Origin of the sequence: Shewanella sp. SP1S1-7 (assembly GCF_031932105.1) — a bacterium.
In the GTDB taxonomy this organism is placed as follows: Bacteria; Pseudomonadota; Gammaproteobacteria; order Enterobacterales; family Shewanellaceae; genus Shewanella; species Shewanella baltica.
Map to the genome: position 1 here is coordinate 1 of NZ_JAUOEU010000024.1, position 17,677 is coordinate 17,677.

Genomic DNA, 17,677 nt, shown 5'->3' on the forward strand with positions numbered 1-17,677 from the left:
TTCCGTCTTGCGACTTCAGCGGCTCAATGAATTCTGTCATTTGTTTCCGCTTTTAAAAAAGCGAAACCAAAATTATGTACATATTGCTATGAACACTCATTCATTGATTTAATTCTTTGATTACTCACTCGAAAGTAAAGTAATTTCGATTAACTCAACACCTGTGAGTGTCCACACAGATTTCTTGTTTTATCTTGTTAAAGAGCAACTCAACCTCGTAAGAGAAGATGAGTACCACACTGAGCGTCGAACGCTTCCAGTTGGCTAGGGCTGCGTATTCTACGCATTTCCCGTTTCGCGTCAAGGAGTTTTTTCAACTTCTTGCTGCGATTGAATTAAGTGCCATTCTCAACAGAGAGTAAGCCATTCAATTTCTATCTAACTCGTCAGCTTGCTTTCGCTGTCTGCCGTGTCAGTGGATGCGCATTATAGGGAGATTGAGAAAGTGCGCAACCCCTATTTTTAAGATAATTGTCATTTTCTCACTGTTCGTTGGATATTTGACCTGACCAGCTAGTTTTTAACCTTTATAATGCAAAAAACCACTCAATTAGGGACTTTTCTATGTCAGGGCCACTCAGAACTTACCAAGGTATTCATCCTCAATTAGGCAATAATGTGTATGTAGATGAAGCTTCGGTGCTTGTTGGTGATATTGCACTAGATACTGATGCCAGTATTTGGCCTATGGTGGCGGCGCGTGGTGATGTTAACCATATTCGTATTGGTAAGCGCTCGAACGTGCAAGACGGTAGCATATTGCATGTAACGCGTAAGTCAGCTGCTCGTCCCGATGGTCATCCACTGATTATTGGTGATGATGTGACTATTGGTCACAAGGCGATGCTTCATGGTTGCAAAGTCGGTAATCGAGTATTAGTGGGTATGGGTGCAATTATTCTCGACGGTGCGATTTTAGAAGATGATGTGATCTTAGGTGCGGGCTCTTTAGTGCCACCGGGCAAGGTATTACAGAGCGGCTATTTATATGTAGGCAGCCCAGCTAAGCAGGCTCGTCCATTAACACCTGCCGAAATGGCCTTTTTGCCAGAATCTGCCGACAACTATGTCAGACTGAAAAACGAGTACTTAGTTGAGTTACAAAACATCTAGTCAGTTAGCGTTAGTCGCTTAGTATCGCTATAAAAGAAAGGCGGCAGAGACTCATTCAGTCTCTGCCGCCTTTTGCTATTTATTGATTCAAAATCTATCCACTGAAACTCGCTATCAAGCTAGCCTAGGCGTACTGCGCCAAACTCATCAAACTCTTCGGCTTCAATTAAGTCTTCTGCCATTTCTTCGGCGTCAAATCTCACCGCATCAAATAATGCCAGCATAGCAGCAGCTTCATCGGTACTCGGCTGTTCAGAAAAATCATTCAGCTCACGTAATTTGGCGGCACTGATATAGCACTTGATGTTCATCCCCTGCGACTGCGCCATAAAACAGATTTGCCCTTGGGCATCGTCCCAATATTGCAGATCGGGGAAAAGAATACTTTGATTCATGCTTCCTACTTAGGCTCTGCCATTAGGTTGTCCCGCAAAAGCGTCAACACCACTTGGGTGTCGGGCTCAATACCTCGCCATAAGGTAAAACTCTTGGCCGCTTGTCCGACTAACATACCTAGCCCATCAATGACTTTTGCTGCACCTTGGGAGAGTGCCCATTGGTTAAACGCGGTGACCGAGGCGCCATACATCATGTCATAACAAACGGTTTGGGTGGTGATGATATGTGCTGGCAAAGGTGGCAACTCGCCCGCAAGGCTAGCAGAGGTTGAATTAATAATGATATCGAACTCGCCCGCAAGCTCACTCATTTCTACGGCGGTGACTTTACTCGCGTAAGCGCCGTTATCCACAGAAGTAAAGATATCGACTAAAAGCTGCGCCTTAGTGTGGGTGCGATTGCTGATGGTCAGCTGCGCAATTCCCGCATTTAGTAATGGCAGAATACAACCGCGCGCCGCGCCACCAGCGCCAATGAGTAACACGCACTTATCTTGCAAGCTGCCTAAGTTAGCGATGAGATCGGCCACCAGCCCTAAGCCGTCGGTGTTATCACCGCGAATAGTGCCATCGGCCAATAAACTTAAGGTATTGACTGCGCCAGCGAGTTTGGCTTCGGGGCTGATACTGTCACACAGCGCAAAAGCTTGCTCCTTAAAAGGCACGGTCACATTTGCGCCCTTGCCGCCCGCATTGAAAAACGCCGTCAATGAGGCTTCAAAACCATCGACCGGAGCAAGAATAGCTTCATAGGTTAATGACTCTTGGGTGGGCGCGGCAAATTGTCCATGGATGAACGGCGATTTACTGTGGCTAATTGGATTGCCAAACACTGCGTATCTGTCTGTCATAGCGATATGAAATTTTAGGTTCAATGGCTTTGCAGTCTACCGCGCTTTTGAGCCCACGCAAGACGAATTATGCTCAACTAAATTTCACGCTAGGTTTCACGCTATAATGCGCCATCGGCTCCAAACACTCTACTTTAGTGAACGACTATTCCAATGAACTGGCTTAAAAAGATTTTTAGTAAACACACTCCGCCGCAGGATGATCGCGATCCGAGTCAATCTAACGCCTATGACTTAATCGGCGGCGAGAAGGTGATCCGCGCTATAACTAAATGTTTTTATCAGAAGATGGCAAGTTCGGCAGAAACGACAACACTGCTTGCCATTCATAGGGCGCCCATTGCGGAGTCTGAGCAGAAGCTATTCGAATTTTTAAGTGGTTGGCTCGGCGGACCGCAGCTTTATCAGCAAAAATATGGTCATCCCGCATTGCGAGCACGACACATGCATGTCGATATTGATGAGGCAATGCGCGATCAATGGCTGTTTTGTATGAAGTTTGCGATTGAAGAGAATATTAAAAAGCCAGAGCATCGAGCCGCCATCTTTGAGGCGATTTCAACTCTGGCCAATCATATGCGTAATCAATAAAGTGGATATGGCATCCACTTTTTAAGATTAACGGCTAAACCCAGTCGCGTGGTTTGAGGTAGTTATCGTACAAATCTGCCTCTGGGCTTCCCGCCTCTGGCGTATAAGCATATTGCCAACGCACTAATGGCGGCATCGACATTAAGATAGACTCGGTACGTCCACCTGTCTGCAGACCAAACAGCGTGCCTCTGTCGTAGACTAAGTTGAACTCAACATAACGACCACGGCGATAGAGTTGGAACTGACGCTCACGCTCACCGAACTCAGTATCCTTACGACGCTCAACAATCGGCGCATAGGCCGTTAAGAAGCCATTGCCCACGGCTTGCATAAAGCTAAAGCTTTGATCGAATCCTGCTTGATTCAAGTCATCGAAAAACAGTCCGCCCACGCCGCGGGTTTCATTACGATGCGGCAGGAAGAAATACTCATCGCACCATTTCTTATATTTGGGATAAACCTCATCCCCGAAAGGCGCACAAATATCCTTAGACGTTTGATGCCATTCACGCACATCTTCCTCAAATGGATAATAAGGCGTTAAGTCAAAACCACCGCCAAACCACCACACAGGATCGGCACCCTCTTTTTGGGCGATAAAGAAGCGCACATTGGCGTGAGTCGTCGGGATATACGGATTGTTAGGATGGATCACTAAAGACACACCCATAGCCTCAAAACTGCGACCCGCCAGTTCTGGGCGATGCGCCGTTGCCGACGCCGGCATAGCGGCGCCAGTCACATGGGAAAAGTTAACTCCAGCTTGCTCGAATACTGCACCTTGGGTTAATACTCGGCTCGTGCCACCACCGCCTTCGGCGCGGGTCCATGAATCGGCGGCAAACGTTGCTTGGCCATCCAGAGCCTGTAAACCGGCACAAATTCGGTTTTGTAAATCGAGTAAAAACGCTTTTACCACTGCAGCATCAGGCACACTCATCTTGTTATCCTTATTATTGGTTTGCTCATTGTCCATTTCGTAAAATTTTGCCGCTTCGCGCATCTATGATAGTCGAGGGTTGACGTTGTTCGCCGAGTTCGCCTAATACCAGTGCATCGATTTTACCGGTAAAATCGGCGAGGATTTCAGCGGCAGTTAATGCGGGATCTTCACCCGCAAGGTTAGCACTGGTCGACACTAAAGGTTTATTAAGCGCGCGGCACAGGGTTTGTACCCCAGCATGGGCCGACACTCGCACTGCAATAGAATCAAATTCGCCACAGAGGTATTTTGAAACATGCGCTTTGATTGGCATGACAAAGGTAAAAGGCCCAGGCCACTTGGAAAATGCAAATTCAAGCTGCTCAGCTGTCAATTGCGATTCATCAACATAAGCTAAAAGCTGCTGAAAATCACTGGCGACTAAGATCAGTCCTTTCTGCCATGGGCGCTGTTTTACCGCCAATAACTTTTGGATAGCAGTGTCGTTATCAGGGTCGCAACCTAGGCCATAAACCGCCTCGGTTGGATAAGCGATAACGCCACCTTGAAGAATGATGTCTTTTATATCGGATGGGTGTAGCTGCAACATTATCAAATCACCTTATGCGTCTTGTCAGTTTTTGTCATTACCCGAATCTTCGCCGCCCCATCTAACGGTCGGTTGGGGATTATACTCAAGCCGCACTAAGGCAACAAATATTATGCAATGGCCTCGCTACAAGGGGCGCTTGTACTTGCAGGTTTTTTGCGGACATTCTAAACGCATCCCCGCCGCACCTTTACGCTCGACTAAGATCCCAAAACCACAACTTGGGCAATCTTCAGCAACCGGAGGATAATTCACAATAAACTTGCACTTAGGGTAAGCACTACAGGCATAAAAACTCTTTCCGAAGCGGCTCGTTCTGTGCTCCAGTTTACCCGTTTTACATTCTGGGCAAGGGATATCAGGCTTGTCGCTCGCTTGATCCTGTTTTTCAATATGCGTGCAGCTAGGGTATTGAGTGCAACCGATAAAGATCCCAAATCGACCAGACTTTACCGCCAGTTCGTGGCCGCATTCAGGACATACAGAACCTTCAATAACTTGAGTTTCAATGGATTCGTGCTGCACTAAGGGACGAGTGTAATTACAGCTAGGGTAATTATTACAGCCAATAAAACCGCCGTGCTTACTGTGTTTGACCGATAACTCGCTGCCACATTCAGGGCAAAGTTCGTATTCTTTTTCCAGTGCGTGTTCGTGGGCACTAAATAATTGTTCATCAATCTTAGACATAATCATTCACCACCTGTCGTAGCGCATTAGGATATCAAGCGCAGTGCCATCAAGGAATTTATGGCATCAAAAAAGGAGGTCTTAGCCTCCTTTCTCTCATAATTCATCTTTCACAACGATTAAGAATGTAGTCGGCCTTCGGGCTGTTCGAAGATTAAATCTTCCATTTGCTCATAAGCGGACTCATGACCAGGAGCGTTAAACAACACCATTAAGATAACCCATTTGAGATCTTCTAAAATCAGAGTTGGCTCATCCAACTCCATGACTCTATCGATCACCATTTCACGGGTTTCGACATTCAGCACTTTAACTTGCTCTAAAAACAGCAAGAAACCGCGGGATTCCACATCCAGCTTGTCCATTTCGTCCTTTGTATAGATACGAAACGAATGCTGATCGTGATTACAAAGATAAGGTTTATCCCCTTCTTGTAATTCTGCTAAGCGCTCTAACCAAGTTAACGCTTTTAAAATCTCGGATTGATGAAATCCGGCACGAGTGAGTTCCTTGGTTAACTCGTCTTCATCAACTAGTAGTTCAACTTCACTGTGAACATAGTTTTCAAATAGATACATGAGGATATCAAACATGGCTAGCTCCTCTTTACTCTGACGTAACCACCGGGTACTGCAATCACCCAACCTTGCAACTCAAGTTCAAGCATTTGTTCTAACACCAGATCTATCGTTTTCCCACTATGTTCAACTACTGCATCAATGGATGTAGTTTCATAACCTACACTAGCTAACAGAGACGAAAATGGCAAATTACAAATCTCGCCTTGCTGTATATGGTGGCATAACTTCAATTCTTCAAGGTGGTAAGCGGTTAAACTTGCCAACTCCTCCACTATATCGGCGGCTGTTTCCACAAGTTTTGCCCCATCACGTAATAAATCATGACAGCCTTGATGGTAACCACCCAAGATTGAGCCCGGAACGGCAAACACCTCACGCCCTTGCTCCATCGCCAACCTCGCTGTGATTAAAGAACCGCTTTTACGACAGGCTTCAACCACAAGTGTCCCTAAAGAAAGACCGCTAATAATCCGATTTCGTTTCGGGAAATTCCCCGCAAAGGGACCGACATCTGGCCAAAACTCGCTAAGTATACAGCCTTGCTGCTGAATATCATGATAAAGCTGCCGATGTTTTCGTGGATAAACAGTCTCAATGCCAGTCCCGAGCACAGCAACAGTTCTCCCTTGATGTTCAACACAGGCTTTATGGGCAGCGCCATCAATCCCCATAGCCATACCGCTGCAGATACCAAATCCCATTGAGGACATCTCCGCAGCCAGTTGATAAGCGACCTGCAATCCGCCAGGTGAAGCATTACGACTGCCGACAATTGCAAGATAAGGAAGGGCTAACGCCTCCAAACAACCTTTAACGAACAGGACCGCGGGCGGATCTGAGAGTTGTTTTAATAACGGCGGATAAAGCGGTTCGGAGAAACAAACAAGATGATTGTCAGCGGCTTGCTGCTGCCATTCGAGGGCGACATCGACTTTTTGATAATCAATAGCGAGACTATGGAGCAGATGGTCAGATAAAGGTAGCGCTTCTCTCTCGTGCTCTAACCTTTGCCTGAGGTCGTCCACTTCCATGTGCGTTAATAATTGTTGGATCCGAGCGGGTCCCAGCCCAGATACAGCGCAAACAACTAACCAATCGACCAAATGTTCAGATATTACTGACCTCTTAAGGCTAAAGACTCAGGGGCAATTAACTTATCGTCGACACGCACAGGCCGCTCAGTGGAGACAATCAAACCTAAGCTCGCTTTGTCGAATACTTTGAACACCAACAGTTTGCCATGATAGATATCTGGCATTTGAATAGCGCGATCCGATGAGACAGATGCCATTAAGTTATCGTAGGCGGTGCGCTCAGTGGCAGGCACTGGCATACCATCATTGTTGATGACGATGACTTCGCCATCACGGTAAATAGAGAACACGACTCCGGGCTCAACCCCATCCTGGGTGCCTTTATCTAAATACACCACATCCAACTTACCCGCTTCACGCATCTTTGATTCGATAGCAAGCACGACGGCTGGCGTCTTTAACTCTGCCGGTTTTGGCGTAAAGTAAGCTGACATCAAGGAATCACTTTCCATCGGCATGACTCTGAAACCCGCTTTAGTTTCACGAAAGCTGGTTAACAACTTAATTTTTGAAACCTTACCAGACTCAACCACTTGCCCAGTTGATGCTAAAATGGCCTCTTGTCCTATCGCTTCGCCAGACGCTTTATTGAAAAACTCGCGACCACGTTCGTAAACACCGTACTTTTGATTCATCGGCAGTTCAGCATCGATATAAATCACATCACCCACAATATGGTGACGCGATGGGCTTTCGCCTGCCAATACCATAGGTTGCTCGGCAAGCCAGTCGGTTGCGACAACGCGATTCTGCACTAAATACTGTTCAATCAAAGCCAAGTCGACGGCAGGAATGGCATTGCTCTTGGCAATAATCCGTCCTTCAGGACTCTTCTTCACATGGGGTTTAGCACTGTCGACCATGTCGCCGTTGCGCACAAGCCGAGGCTGACCATCGACAAACACGAGCGTGAGTTGATCGCCAGGATAAATAAGATGGGGATTGGCAATCTGTGGGTTTACATCCCAAAGACGTGGCCATTTCCATGGATCATTTAGAAACGCTGCGGAGATATCCCAAAGAGTATCGCCCTTTTTCACCACATATGACTCAGGATGCCCCGCTTTCAGCGTAAGGGTATCGGCGGCAACAAACGTGCAATTGAATGTCATTAACGCGAGTAAAATTAACCGTTTCATGGGTATTTCCATGTTGTTTGGCTCTTAGTTTGAGCTTTTACTGTTATTGATAGGCACTAAAGATTAAAATTAACCCATTAGCATCAGTCAGTATAACTAACTGGCAGAGATTTGACAGACTTGTTAAGAGTTTATGTATGGCACAATTAAAAGTATTACAATTTCCTGACGAAAGATTGCGGACACAAGCCACACCCATCACAGTGTTTAATGCCGAGCTGCAAACTCAAATTGATGATATGTTCGAAACCATGTACCAAGAAAAAGGTATCGGTCTGGCCGCGACCCAAGTGGATTACCATAAACGACTTATTGTCATGGACTTACAAGATGAAGTCGAACGACCGAAAGTGTTTATTAATCCCGAAATTATCGCCAGCCGCGGCGACTTCTGCAATGAAGAAGGTTGCCTGTCGGTGCCGGGCATTTATGCCAAAGTCGATCGCGCCGAATTTGTTACGGTAAAAGCCTTAGACAGGCACGGCAACGAATTTATTGTTGAGGCCGATGAGCTTTTTGCTATCTGTATTCAACACGAAATGGATCACCTCAAAGGCAAATTGTTTGTCGATTATCTGTCGCCGCTAAAACGTCAGCGGATCAAACAAAAACTTGAAAAAGCGGCCCGATTGGACGCCAAAGAAGCATAGGATCAGATTTGAAACCACTCAACATCATCTTTGCCGGAACACCGGATTTTGCCGCTCGCCACTTACAAGCACTGTTGAACTCACACCACAATGTGATTGGCGTTTACACTCAGCCCGATAGACCCGCTGGCCGCGGCAAGAAGCTGACCGCCAGCCCAGTAAAAGAACTCGCCGTCGCCAACAATATTCCTGTGTATCAACCTGGTTCATTACGTAAAGAACCCGCGCAACAAGAACTTGCCGCGCTGAATGCCGATATTATGGTGGTAGTTGCCTACGGCCTTATCCTGCCAAAAGTCGTATTAGATACGCCACGTTTAGGTTGTATTAACGTTCACGGTTCTATTTTGCCACGCTGGCGCGGTGCCGCACCGATCCAACGCGCACTTTGGGCCGGCGACAAAGAAACCGGCGTGACCGTTATGCAGATGGATGTGGGTTTAGATACCGGCGATATGCTACTGAAAACCACTCTGCCGATTGAAGATAGCGACACCTCAGCCAGCCTTTACGAGAAATTGGCAGAACAAGGTCCTGTTGCCCTATTGCAAGCCCTCGAAGGTCTAGCAAACGGCACCTTAGCCGCTGAAAAACAAGATGAAGCCTTAGCGAACTACGCAGAAAAACTCAGTAAAGAAGAAGCCAGACTCGATTGGAATAAATCTGCCAAACAACTCTGGCAAGAAGTCCGTGCCTTTAATCCTTGGCCAGTGAGTTACTTTGAGCACCAAGGCAATACCATTAAAGTGTGGCAGACCCAAGTTAGCGAAACCACCAGCACAGCCGCTCCGGGCACTATTATCAGCGCCAGCAAAAAAGGCATAGAAGTCGCCACCGCCGACGGCGTATTAACCCTGCTGAGTATGCAGCTGCCGGGGAAAAAGCCGCTCAATGTTGCCGATATACTCAATGCACGAGGTGAATGGTTTAGCCCGAATACTCGCCTCGCAAACGAGGCACAATAGTATGAACTTGCGCGCACTGGCTGCGAAAGCCATCTTCGAAGTATTAGAAAAAGGCGTGTCACTCTCAGTGGCATTGCCCGATCAGCAAAAGCACCTTTCCAGCGGCAAAGATAAAGCCCTACTCGCCGAGCTCTGTTACGGCGTGATGCGCACTCTGCCGCAAATAGAGAAACGCATCAGTGAATGCCTAGCGAAACCACTCAAAGGTAAGCAAAGGATTATCCACCAGCTGCTGATCATAGGTTGCTATCAACTTTACTTCACTCGCATTCCAAGCCACGCCGCGATTTCAGAAACCGCCGAAGCCTGTCGCCAGTTAAAATTTGAAGGCATGGTTAAGGTCGTTAATGGCGTACTGCGCAACATTCAGCGCCAGCTTTCGCCGCTAAGCACTGAGTCAGATACCTTAAGCTACAACACGCCCGCTTGGTTGATTAAGCGCTTGAAAGAAGCCTATCCCGAGCAGTGGCAAGACATCATTCAACAAAGCCATGAACGCCCACCTATGTGGCTGCGTAATAATCGCTTATCCCAGAGCCGTGCCGAATACCTCGCCGCCTTAGCCGAACTCGAGATTGAAGCGAGCGAAGGCAGCAGTGCCGATGCCATTCTCTTGGCGCATCCAAAGGATGTCGCCACACTGCCACGCTTTCATGAAGGTGCAGCCTCTGTGCAAGATGGCGCGGCGCAATGGGCGGCGACATTACTGGCGCCACAAGCGAATGAGTTAATCCTCGATGCCTGCGCGGCGCCCGGTGGCAAAAGCTGTCATCTACTCGAACTTGAACCAAGCATTAAACTGGTTGCCGTCGACTTTGATGCCAAACGCCTCGAGCGCGTGCAACAGAACCTTGACCGCTTGTCATTAAAAGCGGAGCTTATCCATGGCGATGCGGCCAATATTGACTCATGGTGGCAAGGTGGACAATTTGATCGTATCTTACTGGACGCGCCATGCTCGGCCACAGGAGTGATCCGCCGCCATCCCGATATTAAATGGTTACGTAAAAACCATGACATCGAAGAACTGGCTGAACTACAACAGCAAATTCTCGATCATTGCTGGAAGTGGCTCAAACCCGGTGGCACGCTTCTTTATGCTACTTGCTCGATTTTACCGCAGGAAAACCGCGACCAGATCAGTGCGTTTTTAGAGAGAACGGCAGATGCTAAGCTAGACACACTCTCCCAGCAAAATTCGCCACAGGATATAGGTTGGCAAATCACGCCAGGACAAGACAATATGGATGGGTTCTATTACGCCCGTTTATTAAAAGCGACCGATTAGGAAGTAAGCAAGGCCATGAAAATTATCATATTAGGTGCGGGTCAAGTCGGGGGAACCTTGGCCGAGAATTTGGTAGGTGAGAATAATGACATCACCATAGTCGATCATGACAAATCCAGACTACGCGCCCTGCAAGATAAATATGACCTTCGCGTTGTGGCGGGCCATGCAGCCCACCCCGATGTGCTCAGAGAAGCGGGCGCAGAAGATGCCGACATGCTGATCGCGGTAACCAATAGCGATGAATGCAACATGGCCGCCTGCCAGATTGCTTATACCCTTTTCGGCACGCCAACAAAAATTGCCCGTATTCGCTCAGAACCCTATCTGGCGATGCGCGATAAACTCTTTATCGACAGTGAAACCAAAAATAGCGACGGTCGCCCCCGTGGTGGCTTCGTGATCGATGAATTAATCGCCCCTGAACAGTTAGTGACCGCTTACATTCAGCGACTTGTTGAATATCCCGGTGCACTGCAAGTACTCGAATTTGCCGAAGGACGGCTAAGCCTAGTGGCCGTTCGTGCCTATTATGGTGGTCCACTGGTGGGTAATGCGTTAGCGGCACTGCGCGAACACATGCCGAATATTGATACCCGGGTTGCGGCGATTTTCCGCCAAGGCCGCCCTATCATGCCTCGCGGTACCACGATTATCGAAGCCGATGATGAAGTCTTCTTCGTCGCCGACAGTCGCCACATTCGCGCTGTGATGAGCGAAATGCAGAAGCTCGATAACTCCTACCGCAACATTATGATCGCCGGTGGCGGTAACATAGGCTTAGGTTTAGCCAAACGCCTTGAGCGTACCCACTCAGTTAAACTGATTGAGCATAAGTATGAACGGGCTGAAGCCCTATCGGAGCAACTGGAAAATACTACCGTGTTCTGCGGTGACGCTTCAGATCAAGAATTACTGCTCGAAGAACACATAGATCAAACCGACGTATTTATTGCGGTCACCAATGACGATGAAGCCAACATTATGTCGGCATTACTGGCAAAACGTATGGGCGCGAAAAAGGTCATGGTGCTGATCCAGCGCGAAGCCTATGTCGATATCGTCCAAGAAGCTAACATCGATATTGCTATCTCACCCCAACAAGCCACCATTTCGGCACTGTTAACCCATATACGTCAGGGTGATATCTGTAACGTTTACTCCCTACGTCGCGGCGCCGCCGAGGCAATTGAAGCGATTGCCCACGGGGATGCCAGCACGTCTAAAGTGGTTGGCAAAGCCATTGGCGATATTAAGTTGCCACCGGGAACCACCATTGGTGCTATTGTCCGCAACGACGAAGTATTAATGGCTCACGACAAAACCGTGATAGAACAAGGGGATCACGTGATCTTATTCCTAGTGAATAAAAAGTTTGTCGGCGAAGTCGAGAAGCTTTTCCAACCAAGTGCTTTCTTCTTCTAAGAACCTAAGTAAGCCAACTTATGCTGAACTTTAGACCACTATTGTTTATTTTAGGGCTGTTTTTGTCCATGCTGACAGCCTTCATGTTGATACCACTGCTCCTCGCCGTATTCAATGCCGAGGAAACCGTGGGCTCTTTCATGCTGTCGGCGTTAGTGACAGGTATTAGTGCCAGCTTGTGTTTACACAATGGCCAGAGCAAAGCCATTAACCTTAATATCCGCGATATGTTCCTGCTGACCAGCTTGACGTGGTTGATCGTTAGCTTGTTTGCAGCCATGCCCTTTACCTTGTATCACGGGATTGGTTATACCGACGCCTTCTTTGAAACTATGTCCGGCATCACGACCACAGGTTCTACCGTGCTCTCGGGGTTGGATACCATGGATCACAGTATCTTAATCTGGCGCTCTTTATTGCAGTGGCTAGGCGGAATTGGCTTTATCGTGATGGCGGTGGCCATTCTGCCCTTCTTAAACGTTGGTGGTATGCGGCTGTTCCGCACTGAATCTTCGGATTGGAGCGATAAAGCCGTACCACGCACCCAAAGTATGGCTAAATACTTATTCTTTATTTATATTTTGCTAACAACTGCTTGTTGCGTTGCCTATCACCTGGCGGGGATGACGTGGTTTCAAGCAGTCAATCATGCCATGACCACCCTATCAACCGGTGGTTATTCCACCTCCGATAGCTCTATGGCCGCGTTCTCTAACTCGGCCCATTGGGTTGGCGTGTTCTTTATGGCTGCAGGTGGTTTGCCACTACTCATGTTTGTACAAACCATACAGCAAAGGGATCTGCGGATTTGGAACGATGCTCAGGTCAAAGGCTTCTTATTTTTCCTGACCTTTGTGTCCTGTTTTATTGGCTTTTGGCTGTGGCAAACCCGCGACATTGAACTCCTCGATGCGCTGCGTTTATCCAGCTTTAACGTGGTTTCTGTGGTGACCACTACAGGTTATGGCTTAACGGATTACGGTGCTTGGGGCGCCTTTGCCAACATCGCTTTCCTGTTTTTAATGTTTGTCGGTAGCTGCTCTGGCTCAACCTCGGGCGGGATTAAAATCTTTCGCTTTCAAATCGCTGGCGCCATTATGCGCGAGCAATTGAAACAGCAATGTCATCCAAACGGTATCTTTAGGGAACGCTACAACAATCGCATCATCAGTGAAGATATCGTGCGCTCGCTGATCACTTTCGTGCTGTTGTTTGTAATGGTGATTGTTGGCTTGTCGGTAATTTTAGTGCTCACAGGGCTCGACCCTATGACCAGTTTCACTGGCGCTATCACGGCTGTCACGAACGTAGGTCCTGGCTTAGGGCCGATTATTGGCCCTGCGGGTAACTTCTCAACCCTGCCCGATGTGGCGAAATGGGCGTTGTCACTCGGCATGCTCCTCGGTCGTTTAGAAATTCTAACCGTAGCAGTGTTATTCCACCCGAGTTTCTGGAAGTATTAATCCAGTAGAGCTTGGATACTAAAAAGGCGCTTAACTTGTTAAGCGCCTTTTCTATTAAGCCTGACTCGTCCTAAATAGCGGTAACGTCGACTAATTCAAGCAGATGATCGGCATAGACCTTCACATCAGCCCAGTCGGTGTAATCGATAACCGACTTAGGATCGGTTGGGCCTTTGGTCATCTTCATAATCAACTGGATCATCCACCTGTCGTACCAAGGCCATGAAGGATAATCCACTTTCCCCGCAATAATTTTAAGATCGGCTGGCGTCCACGGCGATAAGGCGATGAACTTTTGCAGATATTTATTATTCTCAGGAATACGTTTTTCTGGATTTCTCGCCACCACGTTGACGCAGAAGAAACTGTTTGGCAATGCCCCCAAAGCCTCTGCATTCTGCTCGATAAACTTGAACACACTCTTATCATAGGTGCCATAGAGTACGCAGGCACCTAAGGCGACGACCTCGTAATCGGGCCAATTGATATAAGTCGCGGCAGCACTATTGATATCAACGAGGTCGACCTTAGCGCCACGAAAGGTTAATTGGTCGGCAATTGCATTGGCAATCTTGGCCGTGTGGCCACCACGGGTAAAATAAAGTACGAGAACGCGTGTCATAGGGAATTACCGATCCACTGAGTTAATGTCACCATTGTGGCAAGATTAGGTTAAATAAACCTCTGATAGGATCACAAATCAGCCGTATCTCATATTCTGAGATGCAAAAATTGAGATCTGCATGGCTGAGCAGTATGATTGCGTAAACACAGGTGTTCAATTAGAATTATCTAATCAAAAGCGATGAAGTGAGTGACCTTATGCAAAATGACATAGATGTAGCTGCAATGGTAACTAATGCGGAAAGTGCGGCTAAATGGCTTAAGGCCATAGCGAACCCTTATCGCCTAATGATTTTATGCCTATTACTAGACAAAGAGTTGAGCGTAACTGAACTCAATGCCACTGTGCCATTAAGCCAGTCGGCACTATCCCAGCATTTAGCCGTATTACGCGCTGAAGATCTGGTGGATACCCGTAAGAGCTCGCAAATTGTTTACTACAAGCTCAAGAACGAACAAGTCACCCAAGTGATTTCGATTCTGCATAGCCGCTACTGCGCAGTGTAACACGGTAAAGCTAGCTTAAATTTAAGCCCTAATCGCTTGCAAGTGATTGGGGCTTAATGGTTTTTAGTGCTGGCTAAAGCGGTTACCGAAGGCGTCGACTTTTTCCCAATCGGTAAACTCAAAGGTGCCTGTGATATCGGTTGGTCCTTTAGTCATCCACATGATGAAACGTATCATAGTGCGATCGAAGAAACCGTATTTAGGATAATCAATCTTGCCCGCAAACACTTCAAGCAACTGTGGCTGCCATAGTGAAAGCTGCAGAAACTTTTGCATATAAGGATTGGTTTCAGGCGTATTCTTTAAGGGTTTGCGCGCCACGACATTAACGGTAAAAAAGCCATTAATCTTAGTATCGAGCACCGCATGGTGGCGGTTCACAAACTGGTAAAGTTCAGGTCTATGTTTACCATAGCGAATACTCGCGCCGATCAGCACTTTATCAAAATCAGCTAAGCTCAAAGCATCAGCCTGCGCTAATGTGACCAGCGAAACCTGCTCTCCCGCCTGCTCAGCAATCATCTTCATTTTTTGGCAAATTGCCAATGTTTGGCCATCAATCGTCGAATAGATTATTAACGTCTGCATGATTAATTCTTCCAAAAAGTTGGCGTAAACAAAATCAGTAAGGTAAATACTTCGAGGCGACCAAACAGCATAGCCACGACCAATACCCATTTGGCGCCATCGCCAATACTGGCGTAGTTACTGGCTACCGCACCTAAGCCTGGGCCTAAGTTGTTTAAGCAAGCCGCGGTAGCACTAAAGGCGGTAATATCATCTAATCCCATCGCCATGAGTGCAAGCATACAGATCACAAACACCAGCGCATAGGCAGAGAAGAATCCCCACACGGCATCGACAACGCGATCGGGCAAGGCTTTAGAACCGATACGGATAGAGAACATCGCCTTAGGATGAACCAGTCGCTTTAATTCACGCGAGCCCTGTAACAGCAGCAAAATAACCCGAATCACCTTAATCCCACCCGCAGTTGAGCCACCACAGCCACCGATAAAGCTTGAAAATATCAATAGAATAGGTAAAAACAGCGGCCACATGTGGAAGCTTTCAGTACCAAACCCTGCGGTAGTGGCCACGGAAACCGCCTGAAATAAGGCATGATCTAAGGTTTCTTCCGGCGAATCATAAATGCCCGAATGATAAAGCGTGAGGAAACAAATCGCGGTAAGAATGAGTTGAATCGCCACCAGCATCTTAAATTCGGCATCTTTAAAATACACTCTAACGTTAATTCCTCGCCGCGAAAATGCCGCAAAATGCACACTAAAGTTAACCGCAGAAACGATTAAAAAGAATACACAAATAAGGTTAATCACTGAACTATCGAAATACCCCATGCTAGCATCGTGGGTCGAAAAACCGCCAATAGCGATAGTTGAAAATGAATGGCAAACCGCATCGAACACACTCATGCCCGCCAGCCAATAAGCGGTCGCACAGGAAATAGTTAGCAATAAATAGATATACCACAGTGCCTTAGCGGTTTCGGCGATCCGCGGGGTCATCTTACTGTCTTTCACTGGGCCCGGAATTTCAGCGCGATAGAGCTGCATTCCCCCTACGCCAAGCACAGGTAAAATCGCCACGGCGAGCACAATAATCCCCATACCGCCGAGCCATTGCAGCATATGGCGATAAAACAGAATGGCTTTAGGTAAGAAGTCGAGCCCGACAATCACTGTGGCTCCGGTGGTGGTTAACGCAGAGAAAGATTCGAAGAAACTATCGGTCCAGCTGAGGTCGGGTTGACTCGAGAAGATAAACGGTAAAGCACCGATAGAACCCAGTACGGTCCAGAACAGGACCACAATCAAGAAACCCTCTCGGGTACGCAATTCTTCTTTACAGTGGCGATTGGGATACCAGAGCCAGAAACCAATAAATAGGCTGACAAAAAATGCCTGCATAAACGCCGTACCGCCGCCATCGTTATACCAAACTGCGATCAGTGCTGGTGGCAGCATAGTGATTGAAAATAAACCAATCAGCAGGCCTATGATTCGTATTATGGTTTTATATTGCATTAAGCGAGTTCAATCATTCCATTGGCTGCAAAGGTATTTTCAGCATTTGGGCTATTTTGGCATAATTTACGCAGGCATCACAGCTCAAACTCAGGCCTCAAACTTCCCTGACTGAGCGTCGCCAGCGACTCACACAGTAATGCCTGTTGCTGCCTGCCTATCTCGAACACAATATCGACCGCTTCGGCAAATTGCTTATCGATTATCACGGCATCGACTTGCTGTAATAGATGCTCAACATCGCGCAGCTGCGCATAATCACAATGCAACTTGGCGGGATAACGTAACTGTTTTAGTCGCGTCGGTAATTGAACCAAACCTTGCCGCAAGCCCGACGTATAAGCCCGAACCAGTCCACCTACGCCTAGCTTAGTTCCGCCATAATAACGCACCACAACAGCACCCACTTCGCCGATATTCGCCCCTTGCAACACAGCTAACATAGGGCGACCAGCACTGCCGGCAGGTTCGCCGTCATCACTCGAACCAATCAAGACGCTATCATCCGGTGCGCCAGCCACAAAAGCAGAGCAATAATGGCTTGCGCCGGGATAGTCACGCTTTATGTCAGTGAGTACTAACTTAAATTTTTCAAAGCTATCGCAATGAAACAGAAAAGAGATAAAGCGGCTATGCTTTATCTCTTCTTCAATCACGATATCTGCACAGGGAACGCTATAACTTTCGAGCACACATCCGCCCTAATCTTTACCCT

Annotated in this window: 20 protein-coding genes; 8 read left to right on the forward strand and 12 right to left on the reverse strand. The window is 47.5% G+C overall.

Annotated features, from left to right (window positions below; genetic code table 11):
- Positions 1-564 precede the first annotated feature (564 nt).
- On the forward strand, positions 565-1,113 hold the full coding sequence (locus Q4Q49_RS16515; RefSeq protein ID WP_006083786.1) for a gamma carbonic anhydrase family protein: 549 nt from the start codon (positions 565-567) through the stop codon (positions 1,111-1,113).
- A 119-nt stretch (positions 1,114-1,232) separates the two neighbouring features.
- On the opposite strand, the gene Q4Q49_RS16520 is transcribed toward Q4Q49_RS16515, so the two are convergent.
- Together Q4Q49_RS16520 and aroE are read right to left on the reverse strand one after the other, a co-directional pair.
- Complete coding sequence (locus tag Q4Q49_RS16520; protein ID WP_006083787.1) at positions 1,233-1,508, reverse strand: DUF1488 domain-containing protein; 276 nt, start codon at positions 1,506-1,508, stop codon at positions 1,233-1,235.
- 5 nt (positions 1,509-1,513) lie between these two features.
- Positions 1,514-2,362 (reverse strand): shikimate dehydrogenase, encoded by an 849-nt coding sequence (gene aroE / locus Q4Q49_RS16525; RefSeq protein ID WP_311999907.1) that lies wholly within the window; start codon positions 2,360-2,362, stop codon positions 1,514-1,516.
- Positions 2,363-2,515: 153 nt separating this feature from the next.
- Between aroE and Q4Q49_RS16530 the strand changes: the two genes are divergently transcribed.
- Complete coding sequence (locus Q4Q49_RS16530; RefSeq protein ID WP_311999889.1) at positions 2,516-2,953, forward strand: group II truncated hemoglobin; 438 nt, start codon at positions 2,516-2,518, stop codon at positions 2,951-2,953.
- Between the two features lie 34 nt (positions 2,954-2,987).
- On the opposite strand, the gene hemF is transcribed toward Q4Q49_RS16530, so the two are convergent.
- From hemF to Q4Q49_RS16560, 6 genes are all read right to left on the reverse strand, one after another.
- Complete coding sequence (gene hemF, locus Q4Q49_RS16535) at positions 2,988-3,896, reverse strand: oxygen-dependent coproporphyrinogen oxidase (protein WP_226060051.1); 909 nt, start codon at positions 3,894-3,896, stop codon at positions 2,988-2,990.
- A 25-nt stretch (positions 3,897-3,921) separates the two neighbouring features.
- Positions 3,922-4,488 carry an L-threonylcarbamoyladenylate synthase gene (locus tag Q4Q49_RS16540; RefSeq protein ID WP_006083791.1) on the reverse strand — a complete coding sequence of 189 codons (567 nt, stop codon included), beginning with the start codon at positions 4,486-4,488 and terminating at the stop codon, positions 3,922-3,924.
- A gap of 126 nt (positions 4,489-4,614) precedes the next feature.
- The gene (locus Q4Q49_RS16545; RefSeq protein WP_006083792.1) at positions 4,615-5,178 is read right to left on the reverse strand and encodes a type I DNA topoisomerase; all 564 of its coding nucleotides are present in this window, start codon (positions 5,176-5,178) and stop codon (positions 4,615-4,617) included.
- Between the two features lie 119 nt (positions 5,179-5,297).
- On the reverse strand, positions 5,298-5,771 hold the full coding sequence (locus tag Q4Q49_RS16550; protein ID WP_006083793.1) for a DUF494 family protein: 474 nt from the start codon (positions 5,769-5,771) through the stop codon (positions 5,298-5,300).
- Between the two features lie 2 nt (positions 5,772-5,773).
- Complete coding sequence (gene dprA, locus Q4Q49_RS16555) at positions 5,774-6,790, reverse strand: DNA-processing protein DprA (RefSeq protein ID WP_311999890.1); 1,017 nt, start codon at positions 6,788-6,790, stop codon at positions 5,774-5,776.
- A gap of 83 nt (positions 6,791-6,873) precedes the next feature.
- On the reverse strand, positions 6,874-8,004 hold the full coding sequence (locus tag Q4Q49_RS16560) for a LysM peptidoglycan-binding domain-containing protein (protein WP_006084796.1): 1,131 nt from the start codon (positions 8,002-8,004) through the stop codon (positions 6,874-6,876).
- A 125-nt stretch (positions 8,005-8,129) separates the two neighbouring features.
- On the opposite strand from Q4Q49_RS16560, the gene def reads away from it, so the two are divergent.
- From def to Q4Q49_RS16585, 5 genes are read left to right on the forward strand one after another with little or no spacing between them, the layout of a single operon-like run.
- A complete protein-coding gene (gene def / locus Q4Q49_RS16565; protein WP_311999891.1) occupies positions 8,130-8,642 on the forward strand; it encodes a peptide deformylase in 513 nt (170 codons plus the stop codon).
- An 8-nt stretch (positions 8,643-8,650) separates the two neighbouring features.
- Positions 8,651-9,607: a methionyl-tRNA formyltransferase gene (gene fmt, locus Q4Q49_RS16570; protein ID WP_107403103.1), complete on the forward strand. Its 957-nt coding sequence runs from the start codon at positions 8,651-8,653 to the stop codon at positions 9,605-9,607.
- A 1-nt stretch (position 9,608) separates the two neighbouring features.
- Positions 9,609-10,895: a 16S rRNA (cytosine(967)-C(5))-methyltransferase RsmB gene (rsmB, locus tag Q4Q49_RS16575; protein WP_311999892.1), complete on the forward strand. Its 1,287-nt coding sequence runs from the start codon at positions 9,609-9,611 to the stop codon at positions 10,893-10,895.
- Positions 10,896-10,910: 15 nt separating this feature from the next.
- Positions 10,911-12,320, forward strand: coding sequence for a Trk system potassium transporter TrkA (gene trkA / locus Q4Q49_RS16580; RefSeq protein WP_006083799.1), 1,410 nt, complete (start codon positions 10,911-10,913; stop codon positions 12,318-12,320).
- A 20-nt stretch (positions 12,321-12,340) separates the two neighbouring features.
- Positions 12,341-13,783 carry a TrkH family potassium uptake protein gene (locus Q4Q49_RS16585; protein ID WP_311999893.1) on the forward strand — a complete coding sequence of 481 codons (1,443 nt, stop codon included), beginning with the start codon at positions 12,341-12,343 and terminating at the stop codon, positions 13,781-13,783.
- 70 nt (positions 13,784-13,853) lie between these two features.
- Here the strand turns inward: Q4Q49_RS16585 and hemG (Q4Q49_RS16590) are convergent, their stop codons facing one another.
- Complete coding sequence (gene hemG, locus Q4Q49_RS16590) at positions 13,854-14,405, reverse strand: menaquinone-dependent protoporphyrinogen IX dehydrogenase (RefSeq protein WP_311999894.1); 552 nt, start codon at positions 14,403-14,405, stop codon at positions 13,854-13,856.
- Between the two features lie 200 nt (positions 14,406-14,605).
- On the opposite strand from hemG (Q4Q49_RS16590), the gene Q4Q49_RS16595 reads away from it, so the two are divergent.
- Positions 14,606-14,914 (forward strand): ArsR/SmtB family transcription factor, encoded by a 309-nt coding sequence (locus tag Q4Q49_RS16595; RefSeq protein WP_006083802.1) that lies wholly within the window; start codon positions 14,606-14,608, stop codon positions 14,912-14,914.
- 63 nt (positions 14,915-14,977) lie between these two features.
- Here Q4Q49_RS16595 and hemG (Q4Q49_RS16600) read toward each other — a convergent pair whose 3' ends face one another.
- The 3 genes from hemG (Q4Q49_RS16600) to Q4Q49_RS16610 form a co-directional block, all read right to left on the reverse strand.
- On the reverse strand, positions 14,978-15,502 hold the full coding sequence (gene hemG, locus Q4Q49_RS16600; protein ID WP_311999895.1) for a menaquinone-dependent protoporphyrinogen IX dehydrogenase: 525 nt from the start codon (positions 15,500-15,502) through the stop codon (positions 14,978-14,980).
- 2 nt (positions 15,503-15,504) lie between these two features.
- Positions 15,505-16,962 (reverse strand): TrkH family potassium uptake protein, encoded by a 1,458-nt coding sequence (locus tag Q4Q49_RS16605; protein WP_107946146.1) that lies wholly within the window; start codon positions 16,960-16,962, stop codon positions 15,505-15,507.
- Positions 16,963-17,039: 77 nt separating this feature from the next.
- On the reverse strand, positions 17,040-17,654 hold the full coding sequence (locus Q4Q49_RS16610) for a YigZ family protein (protein ID WP_006083805.1): 615 nt from the start codon (positions 17,652-17,654) through the stop codon (positions 17,040-17,042).
- Between the last annotated feature and the right edge of the window lie 23 nt (positions 17,655-17,677).